This window comes from Lentzea sp. NPDC004782 (assembly GCF_040609115.1).
Taxonomy (GTDB): domain Bacteria; phylum Actinomycetota; class Actinomycetes; order Mycobacteriales; family Pseudonocardiaceae; genus Lentzea.
Genome location: NZ_JBEXJN010000037.1, coordinates 1 through 15,220 on the forward strand (window position 1 = coordinate 1; position 15,220 = coordinate 15,220).

Annotated in this window: 17 protein-coding genes; 7 read left to right on the top strand and 10 right to left on the bottom strand. The window is 69.3% G+C overall.

Going from position 1 to position 15,220, the window contains the following annotated elements; all coding sequences use genetic code 11:
* Nucleotides 1–147: 147 nt before the first annotated feature.
* The 6 genes from pdxH to ABZV40_RS29600 form a co-directional block, all read right to left on the bottom strand.
* A complete protein-coding gene (pdxH, locus tag ABZV40_RS29575) occupies nt 148–804 on the bottom strand; it encodes a pyridoxamine 5'-phosphate oxidase (protein ID WP_355448557.1) in 657 nt (218 codons plus the stop codon).
* Between the two features lie 155 nt (nt 805–959).
* Nucleotides 960–1,661, bottom strand: a complete 702-nt coding sequence (locus ABZV40_RS29580) for an urease accessory protein UreD (RefSeq protein ID WP_355448560.1) — start codon at nt 1,659–1,661, stop codon at nt 960–962.
* Nucleotides 1,658–2,293 carry an urease accessory protein UreG gene (ureG, locus tag ABZV40_RS29585; RefSeq protein WP_355448563.1) on the bottom strand — a complete coding sequence of 212 codons (636 nt, stop codon included), beginning with the start codon at nt 2,291–2,293 and terminating at the stop codon, nt 1,658–1,660. The genes ABZV40_RS29580 and ureG overlap by 4 nt, the downstream gene beginning before the upstream one ends.
* A complete protein-coding gene (locus ABZV40_RS29590; protein WP_355448822.1) occupies nt 2,283–2,894 on the bottom strand; it encodes an urease accessory UreF family protein in 612 nt (203 codons plus the stop codon). The genes ureG and ABZV40_RS29590 overlap by 11 nt, the downstream gene beginning before the upstream one ends.
* Nucleotides 2,891–4,573: an urease subunit alpha gene (locus tag ABZV40_RS29595; RefSeq protein ID WP_355448566.1), complete on the bottom strand. Its 1,683-nt coding sequence runs from the start codon at nt 4,571–4,573 to the stop codon at nt 2,891–2,893. Before ABZV40_RS29595 ends, ABZV40_RS29590 begins: the two co-directional genes overlap by 4 nt.
* Nucleotides 4,570–5,169, bottom strand: coding sequence for an urease subunit gamma (locus ABZV40_RS29600; protein ID WP_355448569.1), 600 nt, complete (start codon nt 5,167–5,169; stop codon nt 4,570–4,572). Before ABZV40_RS29600 ends, ABZV40_RS29595 begins: the two co-directional genes overlap by 4 nt.
* 228 nt (nt 5,170–5,397) lie before the next feature.
* Between ABZV40_RS29600 and ABZV40_RS29605 the strand changes: the two genes are divergently transcribed.
* From ABZV40_RS29605 to serC, 5 genes are all read left to right on the top strand, one after another.
* Nucleotides 5,398–6,213, top strand: a complete 816-nt coding sequence (locus ABZV40_RS29605; protein ID WP_355448825.1) for an ABC transporter ATP-binding protein — start codon at nt 5,398–5,400, stop codon at nt 6,211–6,213.
* Nucleotides 6,210–7,022 (top strand): ABC transporter permease, encoded by an 813-nt coding sequence (locus tag ABZV40_RS29610; RefSeq protein ID WP_355448572.1) that lies wholly within the window; start codon nt 6,210–6,212, stop codon nt 7,020–7,022. Before ABZV40_RS29605 ends, ABZV40_RS29610 begins: the two co-directional genes overlap by 4 nt.
* Nucleotides 6,959–8,056, top strand: coding sequence for a sensor histidine kinase (locus tag ABZV40_RS29615; RefSeq protein ID WP_355448574.1), 1,098 nt, complete (start codon nt 6,959–6,961; stop codon nt 8,054–8,056). The genes ABZV40_RS29610 and ABZV40_RS29615 overlap by 64 nt, the downstream gene beginning before the upstream one ends.
* Nucleotides 8,053–8,655, top strand: a complete 603-nt coding sequence (locus ABZV40_RS29620; protein WP_355448577.1) for a response regulator transcription factor — start codon at nt 8,053–8,055, stop codon at nt 8,653–8,655. Before ABZV40_RS29615 ends, ABZV40_RS29620 begins: the two co-directional genes overlap by 4 nt.
* A 126-nt stretch (nt 8,656–8,781) precedes the next feature.
* The gene (gene serC / locus ABZV40_RS29625; RefSeq protein WP_355448579.1) at nt 8,782–9,909 is read left to right on the top strand and encodes a phosphoserine transaminase; all 1,128 of its coding nucleotides are present in this window, start codon (nt 8,782–8,784) and stop codon (nt 9,907–9,909) included.
* 51 nt (nt 9,910–9,960) lie between these two features.
* Here the strand turns inward: serC and ABZV40_RS29630 are convergent, their stop codons facing one another.
* The 4 genes from ABZV40_RS29630 to ABZV40_RS29645 are packed head-to-tail and all read right to left on the bottom strand — an operon-like array spanning nt 9,961 to nt 13,299.
* Complete coding sequence (locus ABZV40_RS29630) at nt 9,961–11,073, bottom strand: ABC transporter permease (protein WP_355448828.1); 1,113 nt, start codon at nt 11,071–11,073, stop codon at nt 9,961–9,963.
* A 29-nt stretch (nt 11,074–11,102) separates the two neighbouring features.
* The gene (locus tag ABZV40_RS29635) at nt 11,103–11,753 is read right to left on the bottom strand and encodes an ABC transporter ATP-binding protein (protein WP_355448580.1); all 651 of its coding nucleotides are present in this window, start codon (nt 11,751–11,753) and stop codon (nt 11,103–11,105) included.
* Nucleotides 11,750–12,802, bottom strand: a complete 1,053-nt coding sequence (locus ABZV40_RS29640) for a peptidoglycan-binding domain-containing protein (protein WP_355448583.1) — start codon at nt 12,800–12,802, stop codon at nt 11,750–11,752. The genes ABZV40_RS29635 and ABZV40_RS29640 overlap by 4 nt, the downstream gene beginning before the upstream one ends.
* Nucleotides 12,799–13,299: a hypothetical protein gene (locus ABZV40_RS29645; protein ID WP_355448586.1), complete on the bottom strand. Its 501-nt coding sequence runs from the start codon at nt 13,297–13,299 to the stop codon at nt 12,799–12,801. The genes ABZV40_RS29640 and ABZV40_RS29645 overlap by 4 nt, the downstream gene beginning before the upstream one ends.
* Before the next feature lie 89 nt (nt 13,300–13,388).
* Here ABZV40_RS29645 and ABZV40_RS29650 point away from each other — a divergent pair, with 89 nt between their 5' ends.
* Together ABZV40_RS29650 and ABZV40_RS29655 are read left to right on the top strand one after the other, a co-directional pair.
* Nucleotides 13,389–14,048, top strand: coding sequence for a response regulator transcription factor (locus ABZV40_RS29650; RefSeq protein WP_355448589.1), 660 nt, complete (start codon nt 13,389–13,391; stop codon nt 14,046–14,048).
* On the top strand, nt 14,045–15,178 hold the full coding sequence (locus ABZV40_RS29655; protein WP_355448592.1) for an ATP-binding protein: 1,134 nt from the start codon (nt 14,045–14,047) through the stop codon (nt 15,176–15,178). Before ABZV40_RS29650 ends, ABZV40_RS29655 begins: the two co-directional genes overlap by 4 nt.
* Nucleotides 15,179–15,220 lie beyond the last annotated feature (42 nt).

The following is a 15,220-nucleotide window of genomic DNA, read 5'->3' on the forward strand; positions in this document are numbered from 1 at the left end:
TTTTTTTTTTTGTTTTTTTGTCTTTACTAAACCTATTTTTTTCTTTCTATGTCAAACACACCCCACAACCGGACGCCCGGCCGTCAGGAAACCGGCAACAAAAAGGGGCGCCTCCGCCCACTGGAGACGCCCCAACCAGACAAAGCCCTACGGAGCTACTCGCTCCACCTGCCACCCGTCCCGCCCGAGCCGGAACCGCAGCCGGTCGTGCATCCGATCCCGCCGCCCCTGCCAGAACTCGACCTCCTCAGGCCGAATCCGCCACCCACCCCAGTGCGGCGGCACGGGGATCTTCTCGGTGTCCGCGAACTGCCGCTCGATCTTGTGCAGCGCGGAATCCAAAGTAGACCGCCCGGTCACCACGCGGGACTGCGGCGAGGCCCAGGCCCCGATCTGCGAGCCGCGCGGCCGCGAGTTCCAGTACTCGGCGGTCTCCACGGGGCCGACCTTCTCGACGGTCCCGCGCACGTGCGCCTGGCGCTGCATCGCGAACCACGGGAAGGTGGCCGACGCGTACCGCGTGGCCATCAGGTCGTGCGACTTGTTGGACGTGTAGTTGGTGAAGAAGACCAGGCCTCGCTGGTCCAGCCCCTTGGCCAGCACCGTGCGTGAGGACGGGCGGCCCTTGGTGTCGGTGGTCGCGAGCACCATGGCGTTGGGCTCGGGCAGGCCGGCACGGGTCGCTTCGTCCAGCCACAGCTGGAGCTGTTCGTGCCAGGTGGCGGAAAGCTCCGACTCGCTCAGCGAGCCCTGCTCGTACGACACGCGCATCGCGGGCAGTGCGATGTTCGTGGTCTCCGTCATCGGCGAACCTCCAAGCAGCGGCAGAACTCGTGGTCCCTGGACCCGCGACCATACGCACGGCGAACGAATGGCGAAACCGCCTGCGTGGTGATGACCACCACCTGAACGGTGACTGTCCGTACAAAGAACTGTTCTGGATCGAGACCGTGATCGAGTCAGATGGCGTCGAGCACACGTGTGACCGTCACCACGTCATCACCCAGTGCGGTAGCGATGGATCCGCCTGCTGCCAACGGGACGACGTTCCACCACTCACCGCCATCCGACGGGCGGTCCTTCGCGTCCAACATCAACGATGTGCCCACGACCCGTTTTCCGGCCAGTCCGGCGGCAGACGAGTCGACCGCCGGCGAGCCGACCACGAGCTGTTGGTGCAACAACGGCTTGCCGCAACGGGTTGCGCGCGTCGTCGTCGACAACACTCCGGGCGTCTCGCCTGCCCGGCCGAGCACGAGGACCTCGCGCAACGACAACTCTGCGTGACCGTCCAATTCGGCCTCCACCACTGCGGTGTGAAAGGCACGCCGAGTCACCACCGTCGGCTCCGGCAGGTACCGGACTGAGCCCTCCACCGAAAACCGCACAGCAGAAGAAGACGGCAAACCGGTCGGGCCGGGCAGCATCAGGGTCGCGGCCACCCCGCGCAGGTCGAGTGAGGCGCCAGGACCGACTTCGACGGTCAGCTCGAGCGAGTCGCCACCGAGCGGGGACGTCACGGAGCTCACGAGGTGCACCAGGGCCACCGGGCCCACGCGCCGCGCCGGCACCAGTGTCAGGGGCGACTGCGAGCGCAGGACCCGCACGACGCTGTTGCCGTGCGAGTCCAGCGTCACGACCAACCGCGCGGAAGCCTTCACAGCTGCGCCAGCACCCACTTGGCGACCTCGGGCGCCTCCGGCGTCTCCACCAGCGACTGCGCGATGACCGGCAGCTCCCCGCGCATCCGGTGCGCGTCGGAGATCATCACGTCCATGTCGGCGCCGACGAACGGCGCCAGGTCGATCTTGTTGATCACCAGCAGGTCCGCGGTCGTCACGCCGGGGCCTCCCTTGCGCGGCACCTTGTCGCCGCCGGCCACGTCCACGACGAAGATCTGCTTGTCGACGAGGCCGCGGGAGAACACCGCGGTCAGGTTGTCGCCGCCGCTTTCGATGATCACCAGGTCCAGGTCCGGGAACTTGTGCTCCAGGCGCTCGACGGCGTCCAGGTTGGCGGTGATGTCGTCGCGGATCGCGGTGTGCGGGCAGCAACCGGTCTGCACGGCCTCGATGCGCGCCGGGTCGAGCACGCCCGCTCGCCGCAGGAAGTCCGCGTCCTCGGTCGTGTAGATGTCGTTGGTGACCACCCCCAACGACAGCTGCGACCCCAGCGCGCGGCACAAGGCGGCGGTCAGGGCGGTCTTGCCGCTGCCCACCGGGCCGCCGATGCCGATGCGCGGCGCGGTGCCGTGGTGGTGATCGTGCGGGTCTGGCCCGTGGTTAGCTCCCAAAGAGACGCACCCCTTCGCGACGAACATGTGCCTCGGCCAGGAGATCCAAGGCAGGTGAACCGAGTGCGGGCAGCTCGGCGCACGCCCGCGTGGCGACTTCCTCGACACCGAGCGAAGCCACGATCGCGTTGACCCCGAAGGGGTCCAGTCCCAGCAACCGCACAGCGGCCGACGCCGGCCCGCTCACGGCAAGATAAGCGCAGGTCAAAGCCGCTTCGTACGGCTCGCCGACCAGCACGCCGACCACCAGCGGCTGATGTGGAGACGGCGGCAGCGAGACCAGCCGCGCGGACGGCCACGCCCGCCGGGCCGCCCGCAGCATGCCTCGTCCCTGCGCCCGCGACGCCTCGCGCTGAGCGGGCGACGGCGTCCGCGCGTCCAGTTCCGCGTCCAGCACGGCCAGATCCTCACCGCGCGCCGCCGCGGCCGCGAAACCCGCCGCCAGCAACCCGGCGGTGAGCAAACGCCCGTGCAGGAACGACTCCAGCGTCGGCTCGTCCCGCACCAACCCGCGCGCGGCCGCCTCTTCCAGGCCGCCGGAGTGCACGTGGCCGCCGCCGGGGAAGCGGGAGTCGGCGAGGATCAGCGCGGTCAGCATCAGAACAGGAAGTACCGTTGCGCCATCGGCAGTTCCGCCACCGGCGACGGCTCCACCGGCGAACCGTCGACGTGCACGGCGAAGCTGTCCGGGTCGACCCGCACGTCCGGCATCGCGTCGTTCAGCACCATGTCGGCCTTCGTCACCGACCGCGTGGACGACACCGGCAGCACGCGCCGCGCGTACCGATCGGCGATCCCGGCCTCGATCGCCTCGGGCGCGACGAAGAACACCGACGAAGCCGCACCGGCCGTCGCACCGAACATCGGCCGCGCCCACACCGGCTGCGGTGTCGGGATCGAGGCGTTGGCGTCACCCATCGCGCCCCACGCGATGAACCCGCCCTTCAGCACCACCGACGGCCGCACGCCGAAGAACTTGGGTTCCCACAACACCAGATCGGCGAGCTTGCCGACTTCGACCGAACCGACCTCGGACGCGATGCCGTGCGCGATCGCGGGGTTGATCGTGTACTTCGCGACGTACCGCCGCGCCCGCAGGTTCGAGTCCATCGACCTCCGCGACTGCATCACGTGCGCGGTCTGCCAGGTCCGGATGATCACCTCGCCGACGCGGCCCATCGCCTGCGAGTCCGACGAGATCATCGAGATCGCACCCAGGTCGTGCAGCAGGTCCTCGGCGGCGATCGTGGTCGGCCGGATCCGCGACTCCGCGAACGCCAGGTCCTCCGGCACCGACGGGTTGAGGTGGTGGCACACCATCAGCATGTCGAGGTGCTCTTCGAGCGTGTTGACGGTGTGCGGGCGCGTCGGGTTCGTCGACGACGGCAGCACGTTCGGCAGCGAGACCACGCGGATGATGTCCGGCGCGTGCCCGCCGCCCGCGCCCTCCGAGTGGTAGGCGTTGATCGACCGGCCCGCGATTGCGTCCACAGTGGACTCCAGGAACCCGGCCTCGTTCAACGTGTCCGTGTGGATCGCGACCTGGACCCCGGACTCGTCCGCCACCCGCAGGCACGCGTCGATCGCGGCGGGCGTGGTGCCCCAGTCCTCGTGCAGCTTGAACCCGCCGGCGCCGCCGACGAGCTGCTCGCGCAGGCCCTCTTCCGAGACCGTGTTCCCCTTGCCCAGCAACAGCACGTTGATCGGCATGTGGTCCATCGACGTGAGCATCCGGTCGAGGTACCAGGACCCCGGCGTGACCGTGGTGGCCTTCGTGCCCTCCGCCGGGCCGGTGCCACCGCCGACCAGCGTCGTGAGGCCGGACGCCAGCGCCTCGTCGACGATCTGCGGGCAGATGAAGTGCACGTGGCAGTCGATGCCGCCCGCGGTGAGGATCTTCCCGTTGCCGGACAGGATCTCCGTCGACGGCCCGATCACCAGCGCGGGGTGGACGCCGTCCATCGTGTCCGGGTTGCCCGCCTTGCCGATCGCGACGATCCGCCCGTCCCGCACGCCGACGTCGGCCTTGACCACACCCCAGTGGTCGAGGATCACCGCGCCGGTGATGACCAGGTCGGGCGCGCCCTCGGCACGGGTAGCGATCCCCTGCCCCATCGACTCGCGGATCACCTTGCCGCCGCCGAAGATCACCTCGTCACCGGAGCCGGCACCGCGCGAGCGGTCCTCGGTCACCTCGATGAACAGGTCGGTGTCGGCGAGCCGGATCCGGTCGCCCACGGTCGGCCCGAGCAGTTCGGCGTAGCGCTCGCGGTCGATCATCGCTGCAACCCCCGGACAATCCTCAAGCCTGCCAACGGAACCAGCGTGACCTCGCGCTCGACGCCGGGCTCGAACCGCACCGCCGTGCCCGCCGGGATGTCCAGCCGGTAGCCGAACGCGGCTTCCCGGTCGAACTCCAGGCCCGTGTTGACCGACGCGAAGTGGAAGTGCGACCCGACCTGCACGGGCCGGTCGCCGACGTTCACCACGGTCATGGTGATGCGCGGCCGGCCGGGGTTCAGCTCGACGGGTTCGGAGCCGACGACGACCTCACCCGGCGCCGGACCGGCGGACGGTGCGATCGGGTGGTGCACGGTGACGAGCTTGGTGCCGTCCGGGAACGTGCCCTCGACCTGCACCGAGTCGATCATCTCCGGCACCCCGCGCATGACCTGCTCGGGAGCCAGCACGGTGCGTCCGCTCTCCATCAGCTCGCTGACCGTGCGGCCGTCCCGCGCGCCCTCCAGCACGTGGTCGGTGATCAGCGCGACGGCCTCGGGGTAGTTCAGCAGCACCCCGCGTTCCAGCCGGCGGCGGGCCACGTCGGCGGCGACGTGCACGAGGAGCTTGTCGCGTTCATGCGGCGTCAGATGCACCCGATCGTTCTATCACGCGAAAGCCAGATCTCGCAGAGCGGAAACACCGCCGAAACACTTGTGCACGCGGGGAGCTTTCGTTCGCTGTGAGCACACGCGGGGTCCCCGCGTGCGGGTAGAGCGAACGGAAGCTCCCCGCGTGTCCACCGAACGGATGACAGCTGGGGTCGGCGGTGCGGTCGTCCCGCGGGGAGGGGGTCGGAAAGCAGGATTTAGGACATGAACGCGATTCGGGTGAGGGGCCTGACGAAGGCCTACAAGGGCCACCAGGCGGTGGCAGGGGTGGACCTCGACGTCGCACGGGGTGAGGTCTTCGCGGTCCTCGGGCCGAACGGTGCGGGCAAGACCACGACCGTCGAGATCCTGGAGGCGCACCGCAACCGCGACGGCGGTGAGGTGAGCGTGCTCGGCGTCGACCCGGCCAAGGCGGACCGGGCGTGGCGCGCCCGGCTCGGCATCGTGCTGCAGAGCGCGAACGACGCCGCGAACCTCACGGTCAACGAGGCAGTGCGGCACTACGCCAAGTACTACGCCGACCCGCGCGACCCCGACGAGGTGATCGAGCTGGTCGGGCTCGCGGACAAGGCGAAGTCCCGCGCCGGCACGCTCTCCGGCGGTCAGCGGCGCAGGCTCGACGTGGCGCTCGGCATCATCGGCCGCCCCGAGCTCGTGTTCCTCGACGAACCGACCACGGGCTTCGACCCCGAGGCGCGCCGCCAGTTCTGGGGCCTGATCAAGAACCTGGCCGCGGAAGGCACCACGATCCTGCTGACCACGCACTACCTGGACGAGGCCGAGGCGCTCGCCGACCGCGTGGCCGTGCTCGCGGGCGGCCGGATCGTCGCCGAGGGCACGCCGCAGAACCTGGGCGGCCGCGCCCACGCCGAAGCCACCGTCCGCTGGTCCGACGACCGCGGCCGGCGCGAGATCCGCACGCACGAACCCACCAAGGTGATCGCCGAGCTCGCCCGGCACGGCGAACTCGCCGAGCTCACCGTCACCCGCCCGTCGCTGGAAGACGTCTACCTGGAGCTGATCGCATGACCACCGTGACGGCCAGAACGGCTGCACTTCCCGGAACCCTTCGGATCGGTCTCGCGAGGGGTGCGACCGAGCTGCGGGAGTTCTTCCGGCAGAAGGAAAGCCTCATCTTCACGGTGTCACTGCCCGGCATCCTGATGCTCCTGCTCGGCACCGTGTACGTGAAGAGCCCCGCACAGGGCCAGATGTTCGCGGCCAGCATGATCGGCGCGGGCATCATCTCGACGTCGTTCGTCGGTCTCGGCGTCAGCGTCGTGGCCGACCGCGAGGACGGCACGCTCAAGCGCCTGCGCGGCACTCCGATGCCGTTGACGTCCTACTTCCTCGGCAAGGTCGTCCTGGTCTTCGTGTCGAGCCTGTTCGAGGCGGCCCTGCTGCTCGTCGTGGCAATGGTCCGGTTCGACATCGAGCTGCCCGCGACGGCGGACAAGTGGCTGACGTTCGCGTGGGTGTTCCTGCTGGGCGTGGTCTCGTGTTCGCTGCTCGGCGTGGCCATCAGCGCGATCTCCAGCTCGACCCGAAGCGCGTCCGGTGTGCTGAACCTGCCGTACATCGTGCTGCAGTTCCTGTCCGGGGTCTTCATCATGCAGTCGGCGCTGCCGGACTCGCTGCGCACGGTGGGATCGCTCTTCCCGCTCAAGTGGGTGTGTCAGGGTTTCCGTTCGGTGTTCGCACCGGACGACGGCTACGCGGTCATGGAGGCGGCGGGATCATGGGAGCTCGGCAGGATCGCCCTGGTGCTCGCTGCGTGGACGATCGCGGGGCTGATCCTCGTGACGCGCACCTTCCGCTGGACCACAAAAACCAGCTGATCACCTGGTACGTGCTCTTCGCGGTCACCCAGGCCGCCGCACTGGTGATCGTCCTGATCGAAGGCCCCCCGCTGCCCGACCGTCTGTCGGCAGCGGGGCTGCTGGTGCTCAACATGATCTGGTTCTGGACCTACGGCAGACACCTGATCGAGGAGGACCGGGAGGACTGGCGCGGCTTCGTCCACGCCGCCGGGTCGCTGGTGTTGTTCGCCGGAGCGGTGTGGCTCAGCGGCTCGGCGACGTTCGCGTTGTTCGCCCTGGTGTCCCAGGTCTACCTGATGCTGCCGCTGTGGTGGGCGCTCGTCCCGGTGGTGCTGCTCGTGATGACGCCGGAGATCCTCTCCTCCGTGTTCGGGCTGAGGCCGACGCTGCCGCTCGTGGCGGCGTTGCTGATCATCGGGTTCTCCCAGGGGTTCGCGTGGGCGATCACCAGGATCACCCACCAGAACAAACAACGCGGCGTGCTGCTGGACCGGATCGAGGCGCTGACCATCGAGGCCGAGCGGGCCAGGTGGTCGGCCGAGATCCACGACACGCTCGCGCAGGGCTTCACGTCGATCATCACGCTGCTGCAGGGCGCGGAGCCGAACGTGGAGCTGGCGCTGCGGACCGCGCGGGAGAACCTCCGCGAGGCACGGGCACTGGTCGCCTCGAACGCGCCGTCGCCTTTGGACGGTTCCACGCTGGAGGACGCGTTGCGACGGCTGGTGTCCGGGGTTTCGCTGCCGTCGTCGTTCCGGGTGATCGGTGACGCCGTGCCGTTGGCGACCTCCGTCGAGGTGGTGCTGCTGCGCACCGTGCAGGAGGCGTTGACCAACGTGGCGAGGCACTCCGGGGCGTCCCGGGTCGACGTCGTGATGAGGTTCGACGAGGACGGCGTCTCGCTGGAGGTCCGCGACGACGGCCGCGGGTTCGGTGACGCGCCGGAGGGCTTCGGCCTGCGCGGCATGCGGGCCCGGCTGGAACAGGTGGGTGGGACGCTCTCGCTGTCGAGCGACGAGGGGGCGTCGGTGCTGGTGGAGGTACCGCTGTGATCAGGATTCTGCTGGTGGACGACCACCCGGTGGTGCGTCAGGGGTTGAAGGGCATGCTCGTGGCCGACGACCTCGAAGTCGTCGGTGAGGCGGGATCCGGGCAGGAGGCCGTCTCGCAGGCCGCCGCCTTGAAGCCGGACGTCGTGCTGATGGACCTGCGAATGCCCGAAATGGACGGTGTCGCGGCAACCGCGAAGATCGCCGGAACCGGGCCGCGCGTGCTGGTGCTCACCACCTACGAGACCGATTCGGACATCCTGCGCGCGGTCGAGGCCGGCGCGTCCGGGTACCTGCTGAAGGACTCCACCACCGAGGACCTGATCGCGGCGATCCGCGCGGCCTCGCGCGGGGAGACCGTGCTGGCGCCGTCGATGGTCGCGAAGGTCGTCGGGCAGGTGCGCACGCCACCGCTGTCCGCGCGGGAGGCCGAGGTGTTGCGGCTGGTCGCGAAGGGTCTGTCGAACGTCGAGATCGGGCGGACGCTGTTCATCTCGGAGGCGACCGTGAAGACTCACCTGCTGAGGGTGTTCAACAAGCTCGGCGTGTCGGACCGCACCGCCGCGGTCACGACGGCGCTGGATCGAGGCATGCTGCAGTGACGTGGTGACGTGACCCACGACACCCGGCTGTCACCCTGCGGCTACCCGCCTGCAACACTGTGAACTCCGGCAACGGCGCCGGTCAGGTCCCGTTCAGCTCGTTCACCGCCCCGGAGGCGTGACCACATGACCCAGACCGCCGATCCGACCTCGTTGGTGCTGCCCGCCGAGCTCAAGCCGTCCGACGGCCGCTTCGGCTGCGGGCCGTCCAAGGTGCGCCCCGAGGCCGTCGCAGCTCTCGCGTCCGAGGGTGCGGCCCTGCTCGGCACCTCGCACCGGCAGAAGCCCGTCAAGAACCTCGTCGGCCGGGTCCGCTCCGGGCTGCGCGAACTGTTCCAGCTCCCGGACGGCTACGAGGTCGTGCTGGGCAACGGCGGCACGACGGCGTTCTGGGACGCGGCCTCCTTCGGCCTGGTCCGCGAGACCGCCCAGCACTTCACCAACGGTGAGTTCTCCTCCAAGTTCGCGAAGGTCACGCAGACCGCGCCGTTCCTGAAGGACTCGCTGGTCACCAAGGCCGAGCCGGGCACGGCGCCCGAGCTCTTCTACGCCGAGGGCGCCGACCTGGTCGGCTGGGCGCAGAACGAGACCTCGACCGGTGTGGCGATGCCCGTCGCGCGGCCCGAGGGTTCCGGTGACGCGCTGATCGCGATCGACGCGACGTCCGGTGCCGGTGGTCTGCCGGTGAAGGCCGAGGACTTCGACGTCTACTACTTCGCGCCGCAGAAGTCGTTCGCGAGCGACGGCGGCCTGTGGCTCGCGCTGATGTCGCCCGCCGCGCTGGCCCGCGTCGAGGAGCTCAAGGACCGCTGGGTGCCGGAGTTCCTGTCGCTGCCTACCGCGCTCGACAACTCCACCAAGGACCAGACGTACAACACGCCGTCGGTCGCCACGCTGTTCCTGCTGGCGCACCAGATCGACTGGATCAACGGCAACGGCGGCCTCGACTGGGCGGTGAGCCGCACCGAGGACTCCAGCACCCGCCTGTACAGCTGGGCCGAGAAGACCGCGTACACCACGCCGTACGTCGAGAACCCCGAGCACCGCTCGCAGGTCGTCGGCACGATCGACTTCAACGACGACGTGGACGCGGCGACCGTGGCGAAGGTGTTGCGCGCCAACGGGATCGTGGACGTCGAGCCGTACCGCAAGCTCGGCAAGAACCAGCTGCGGGTCGCGATGTTCCCGGCCATCGAGCCGGACGACGTCACGATCCTCACGCAGGCGATCGACTGGGTCGTCGGCCAGCTCTGACGCAGCGCACCTGGGGTGCACCGAACGAGTTCTCGATGCACCCCAGGGCTTTCAGGCGAGTGCTTCCGTGGGCGACTGCCGGGCCGCCCGCACCGCTGGATAAACGCCGGCGATGGCGCCGATGACCACGGCCGCGCCCACTCCCCCGAGCAGGGCGGGCCAGGGCAGTGCCGCCGGCCACTTCTGGCTGATCGAATATCCGGCCGTGACCGCCACTCCGACGATCACGCCGACCAGCCCGCCGAGGCCGGACAGCAACACCGACTCGGTGAGGAACTGCCACCTGATCTGCCGCCGGGTCGCCCCGAGCGCCCGCCGCAGACCGATCTCCCTCCGGCGTTCCAGCACCGAGATCACCATCGTGTTCGCCACGCCGACGCCTCCCACCAACAACGCGACCCCGCCCAGTCCCAGGAACAACGCGTTGTAGGAGCTCTCCACCAGCTGCTGCGCCGCCAGCGCCTCCGACGGCCTGGACACCTTGACCTCGTTGGACTTCTGCGGGTTCAACGTCGGTCCGAGCAGCTTGCGGACGTTCTCGACCTGGTCCTCGGACGTGCGCACGTAGACCGTGTTCGCGTTGCCCTCGAACCCGAACGCCTCCTTCGCCGCCTCCCAGCCGATCAGCGCGGACCTGTCGATCTCCGGTGACAGCGGCAGCGGGCCGAGGATGCCGACCACGGTGAACCACTGACCGTCGATCCACAGCTGCGCGCCGGGCTTGCTGACGCCCAAACGTGAGGCCGCGGTGCCCCCGAGCACCACCGACTTCTCGCCCGGCGAGAGCCACCTGCCCTCGCGGACCTCGGCGTTCAACGCCTTCAGGAGGTCCTGCTCGGCGGCCTGCACCTGCAGCCCGAGCGTGTCGCTCGACGGCACGAGGTCGTTCTTGCGGACGTTCGCGGAGATCTTGCCGGTGGCGCTGGCCGCCGACACCGCGCCGATCCGCTTGGCCATCGGCACCGCCGTCTCCGGCAGCTTCGCGTCCTGGCCGAAGAAGTCCTGGCCGGGCGCGGCGGTCAGGAGGTTCGTGCCCAGTTTGGACATCTTCTCCTGCAACGCCGCCGCGCTGGAGGCCGGGATGCCGACCACGGCGACGACCGCGGCGATGCCGATCGCGATGCCCAGCGCGGAGAGCACCGCGCGGACCGGGCGGGTCCGCATGCCGAAGAACCCGAGGCGCAGCAGGTCGATCACATGATCACCCCGTCGCGAACCTCGACGCGGCGCGGTGCCCACGCCGCGATGTCCCGGTCGTGCGTGATCAGCACGACCGTGGTGCCGTCGGCGTTGAGGCTCTCCAGCAGCTCCAGCACCCCCGCGCCGTTCTGCGTGTCGAGGTTCCCGGTGGGCTCGTCGGCCAGCAGGATGCCGGGCGTGTTCACCACGGCCCGCGCGATCGCGACCCGCTGGCGTTCACCGCCGGAGAGCTCGTGCGGCTTGTGCAGCGAGCGGTGCAGCAGGCCGACTCTGTCCAGAGCGGACATCGCCATCGCCCGCCGCTTCGAGCGCGGCACGCCGGCGTAGACGAGCCCGGAGGCCACGTTCTCGATCGCGGACAGTCCCTCGGTCAGGAAGAACTGCTGGAACACGAACCCGATCGTGCGTGCCCGCAGCGCCGACAAGGCGTTGTCCGACAAGGACGACACGTCGTTGCCGTCGATCTCGACGCGGCCCGTGGTCGGCTTGTCGAGCGTGCCCATCAGGTGCAGCAGGGTCGACTTCCCCGAGCCGGACGGGCCCACGATCGCAAGCATCTCGCCGCCCTCGACGGTCAGGGAGACCTCGCGCAACGCCTGCACGCCACCGGGATACGTGCGGCTCGCGCGGTCGACGGTGATCACTCGGTGGTCACCACCTTCATGCCCTCGCGCAGGCCTTCGCCCTGCACCTCGACCTGCCCCTTGGCGAAGATCCCGACGGTGACCTCCACCGTCCTGCCGTCCTCGGTGACCACGCCGTAGCCACCCCCGGTCAGCGCGAGCAGCGCGCCGACCGGGACCGCCAGCACGTTCTCCTTCTTCGAGACCGTGAAGAGCGCGGTGACGTTGGCGCTGTCGAGGCCCTCGGCGGCTTTGGCGTCGTCGACGGAGATCGTCAGGATGATCTTCGGTTTCTGGCCCTGGTTCGGGTCGCCCGCGGTGCGGGTGATGCCGGTGATCGTGCCGGTCGCGGGCTTGCCGCCGGGGATCGACAGCTCGACCTTCTCGCCCTGCTTGGCGAGCCGCTGCTTGGCCTGGTCGAGCTCGACGGTGACCGCGCGTTCGGTGCCGGTGACCTTCATCAGGTCGCCGCCCGCGGGTGCGCCGAGCTGGCCGGTCACCGACGAGACGCGGATCGCGCCCGGCTGCACGACCACGTCGCCCTGGCCGAGTTTCCCGGTCTGTTCCAGGCCGTTCGCCTTCTGCCACTTCTTCAGCGCGGAGGCGGTGTACGAGGTGAACTTCTCGTCGGGGGTGCCGAAGTCGTTGTACCCCAGGGCGGCGAGGTTCTCCTCGACTTCCTTGACGTCGGGGCCGTTCGACATGCCCGCTTCCAGATCGCGGTAGAGCGGCATCGCGCCGTAGAACAGCGGCACAGGCTTGGCGTCCGCCCAGAACACCGGTTTGCCCTGCTCGATGACGGCACCCTGGTTCGGCAGGCCGGTGACGGTGCCGCTTTTCCGCGACGCCAGGCCTCGTTCCGCGCCGTAGCCGAGCTGGCCGGTCACCGACTGCTGGTCGGCCAGGTTCGTCTTCTTCACCTGAGCTGTCTTCGCCGGGGCGTTCTGCAACGGCGCGGCGTTGGCCTGGTCGGCCGCGATCCTGGTGAGCACCACGACCGAACCGGTGCCGAGCACGACCGCCGCGACCAGTGCGGCGATGAGGACCTTCCTGTTCACCCTGCGTTTCATCCCGCCTGCCTCGCCACGCCGAACCCCTCGAGGCCGCAGTCCTTCATGTCCTGCTTGACCTTGTCGTCGTCCAGGTTCGGCAGTTCCAGGGTCTCGGCCGAACCGCCGCCCTCGAACTTCGGGTCGGGCCAGTTGTAACCCTTGTCCCGCATGCACTTCGCCTGCTGGCGCATCTTGTCCTGCTCATCGGGCGACGGTGGCTTGTACTCACCGCCGTTCTCCATGTACTGCTTGCAGGCCTCGTGCGCGGCCTTCACCTTGTCCATGTCCGCGGGACCGGTGTCGGCGTTGCCGTCGCCCGGCGACGCCTCGATGACGAGGCCGCCGTTGCTGCCCTCCTTCGGGTCCGGCATGTTGATGCCGTGCTCCCGCATGCACTGGGCGAGCTTGATCGGGTCGCCCTTGTTGTCCTTCTTGGCGTCGTTCGGCTGTTCCTTGGCCCCGCAGGCGGTGAGCGCCATGAGCAAGGCCAGCAGCACTGCGATGGTGGATTTCACGGCAACAGGTCTACGGAGCCGCCCATTCGCGGGCGTTAAGCGAAAGCCTTTATCCGGCGCTTATCGGCAACGCGCGGAAAATGGGCGTCATGCGCGTGCTGGTGGTCGAGGACGAACAGCTGCTCGCGGACACGGTCGCCGAGGGACTGCGCAGGTTCTCGATGGCGGTCGACGTCTGCTACGACGGTGAAGCGGCGTTGGAACGGGTGGGGGTGCACGCGTACGACGTCGTTGTGCTGGACCGCGACCTGCCGCTCGTCCACGGTGACGAGGTGTGCAAGGCGGTGCACGCGACCGGTGGCGAGGCACGGGTGCTGATGCTGACGGCGGCGGCCGAGGTGGACGACCGGGTGGCCGGGCTCGGGCTCGGGGCCGACGACTACCTGACCAAGCCGTTCGCGTTCGCCGAGCTGGTGGCGCGCGTGCAGGCGCTGGGCCGCCGGGCTCGTCCCGCGCTGCCACCGGTGCTCGAACGGGCAGGGGTGACGCTGGACCTGCCGCGGCACCAGGCGTCGCGCAACGGCAGGTTCCTGCCGCTCTCGCCGAAGGAGTTCGCCGTGCTGGAGGTGCTGATGCGGGCGGAGGGCAACGTCGTGAGCCCCGAGGAGCTGCTGGAGAAGGCCTGGGACGAGCACGCCGACCCGTTCACCAACGCCGTGCGGGTGGCGGTGATGACGCTGCGCCGCAAGCTGGGCACCCCTCAGGTCATCGAGACGGTGCCCGGTGCCGGCTACCGGTTCGGCCCGTGAAGCTGAGGACCAGGCTGACGGCCTGGTACGCCGGGGTGTTCCTGATCGCGGGCGTCGCGCTGATCGGGCTCAACTACTTCCTGCTCGCCGAGTGGTTCCAGCCGGCCGTCGGCGGGGTCGCCGTGGCGCGCCAGGCGTTGCCCTACCCGACGAGCGAGATGCTGACGGTCACCGAGCTGCCCGCGGACACGATGGTGGTCACCGGCGAGCAGGTCCAGTCGGACGTGCTGAGCAGGCTGCTGTGGCAGTCGGCCATCGCGCTCGTGATCGCGGCGGTCCTCGCCGTCTGGCTCGGCTGGGTCGTGGCCGGACGGGTGCTGGCGCCGCTGCACGAGATCACCACGACCGCGCACCGGCTGGAGGCGACCCGGCTCGACCAGCGGATCGAGCTGGAGGGGCCGCCGGACGAGCTGAAGGAGCTCGCGGACACGTTCGACGGCATGCTCGACCGGCTCGCGTCGTCGTTCGACAGCCAGAAGCGGTTCGTCGCGAACGCCTCGCACGAGCTGCGCACGCCTCTCGCGGTGCAACGAACGTTGATCGAGGTGGCGTTGGCCGCGCCGGACGCGACGGACGACATGCGCCGTCTCGGAGCGCATCTGCTCGACACGAACGAGCGAAGCGAGAAGCTCATCGACGGGTTGTTGCTGCTAGCACGCAGTGATCGCGGTCTCGCCAGCCGAGAGCTGGTGTGGCTGGACGAGGTGATCGACGACGAGGTCGAGTCGTGCGGCTCGTTGGCGGCGGAGAAGGAAGTCACCTTCGACGTGTCGACTCGGCCGTACCTGGTCGAGGGCGATCCCGTGCTGCTGGCGCAGCTCGTCGGCAACCTGCTGCGCAACGCCCTGCTCTACAACGAACCCGGCGGAACCGTGTCGGTCCGTCTCGATCGGGAGCTCGTGGTCTCCAACACAGGACCGGCGGTGCCGGCGGAGGCCGTGCCGGGCCTGTTCGAACCGTTCCGGCGGCTGCGCGACCGCACCGGGACCGCGGGTTCTGGCCTGGGTCTGTCGATCGTGCAGTCCGTCGCGAGGGCTCATCAGGGGTCGGCGAAGGCTCGTCCGAACGGGGGAGGCGGCCTGGTGGTCCAGGTGAACCTTCCGGAAACCGGCGTGCGACAGCCCTCGTGAACTGGCAAGATCACGTAGAGATATCGGCGAGTCTCCCACTCC

What these genes read in the sequence shown, in the direction of transcription:
- ABZV40_RS29640 (WP_355448583.1), bottom strand. Translation starts at nt 12,802, where the DNA reads ATGAAACGCAGGGTGAACAGGAAGGTCCTCATCGCCGCACTGGTCGCG.
- ABZV40_RS29595 (WP_355448566.1), bottom strand. Translation starts at nt 4,573, where the DNA reads ATGATCGACCGCGAGCGCTACGCCGAACTGCTCGGGCCGACCGTGGGC.
- ABZV40_RS29610 (WP_355448572.1), top strand. Translation starts at nt 6,210, where the DNA reads ATGACCACCGTGACGGCCAGAACGGCTGCACTTCCCGGAACCCTTCGG.
- pdxH (WP_355448557.1), bottom strand. Translation starts at nt 804, where the DNA reads ATGACGGAGACCACGAACATCGCACTGCCCGCGATGCGCGTGTCGTAC.
- serC (WP_355448579.1), top strand. Translation starts at nt 8,782, where the DNA reads ATGACCCAGACCGCCGATCCGACCTCGTTGGTGCTGCCCGCCGAGCTC.
- ABZV40_RS29650 (WP_355448589.1), top strand. Translation starts at nt 13,389, where the DNA reads ATGCGCGTGCTGGTGGTCGAGGACGAACAGCTGCTCGCGGACACGGTC.
- ABZV40_RS29630 (WP_355448828.1), bottom strand. Translation starts at nt 11,073, where the DNA reads ATGCGGACCCGCCCGGTCCGCGCGGTGCTCTCCGCGCTGGGCATCGCG.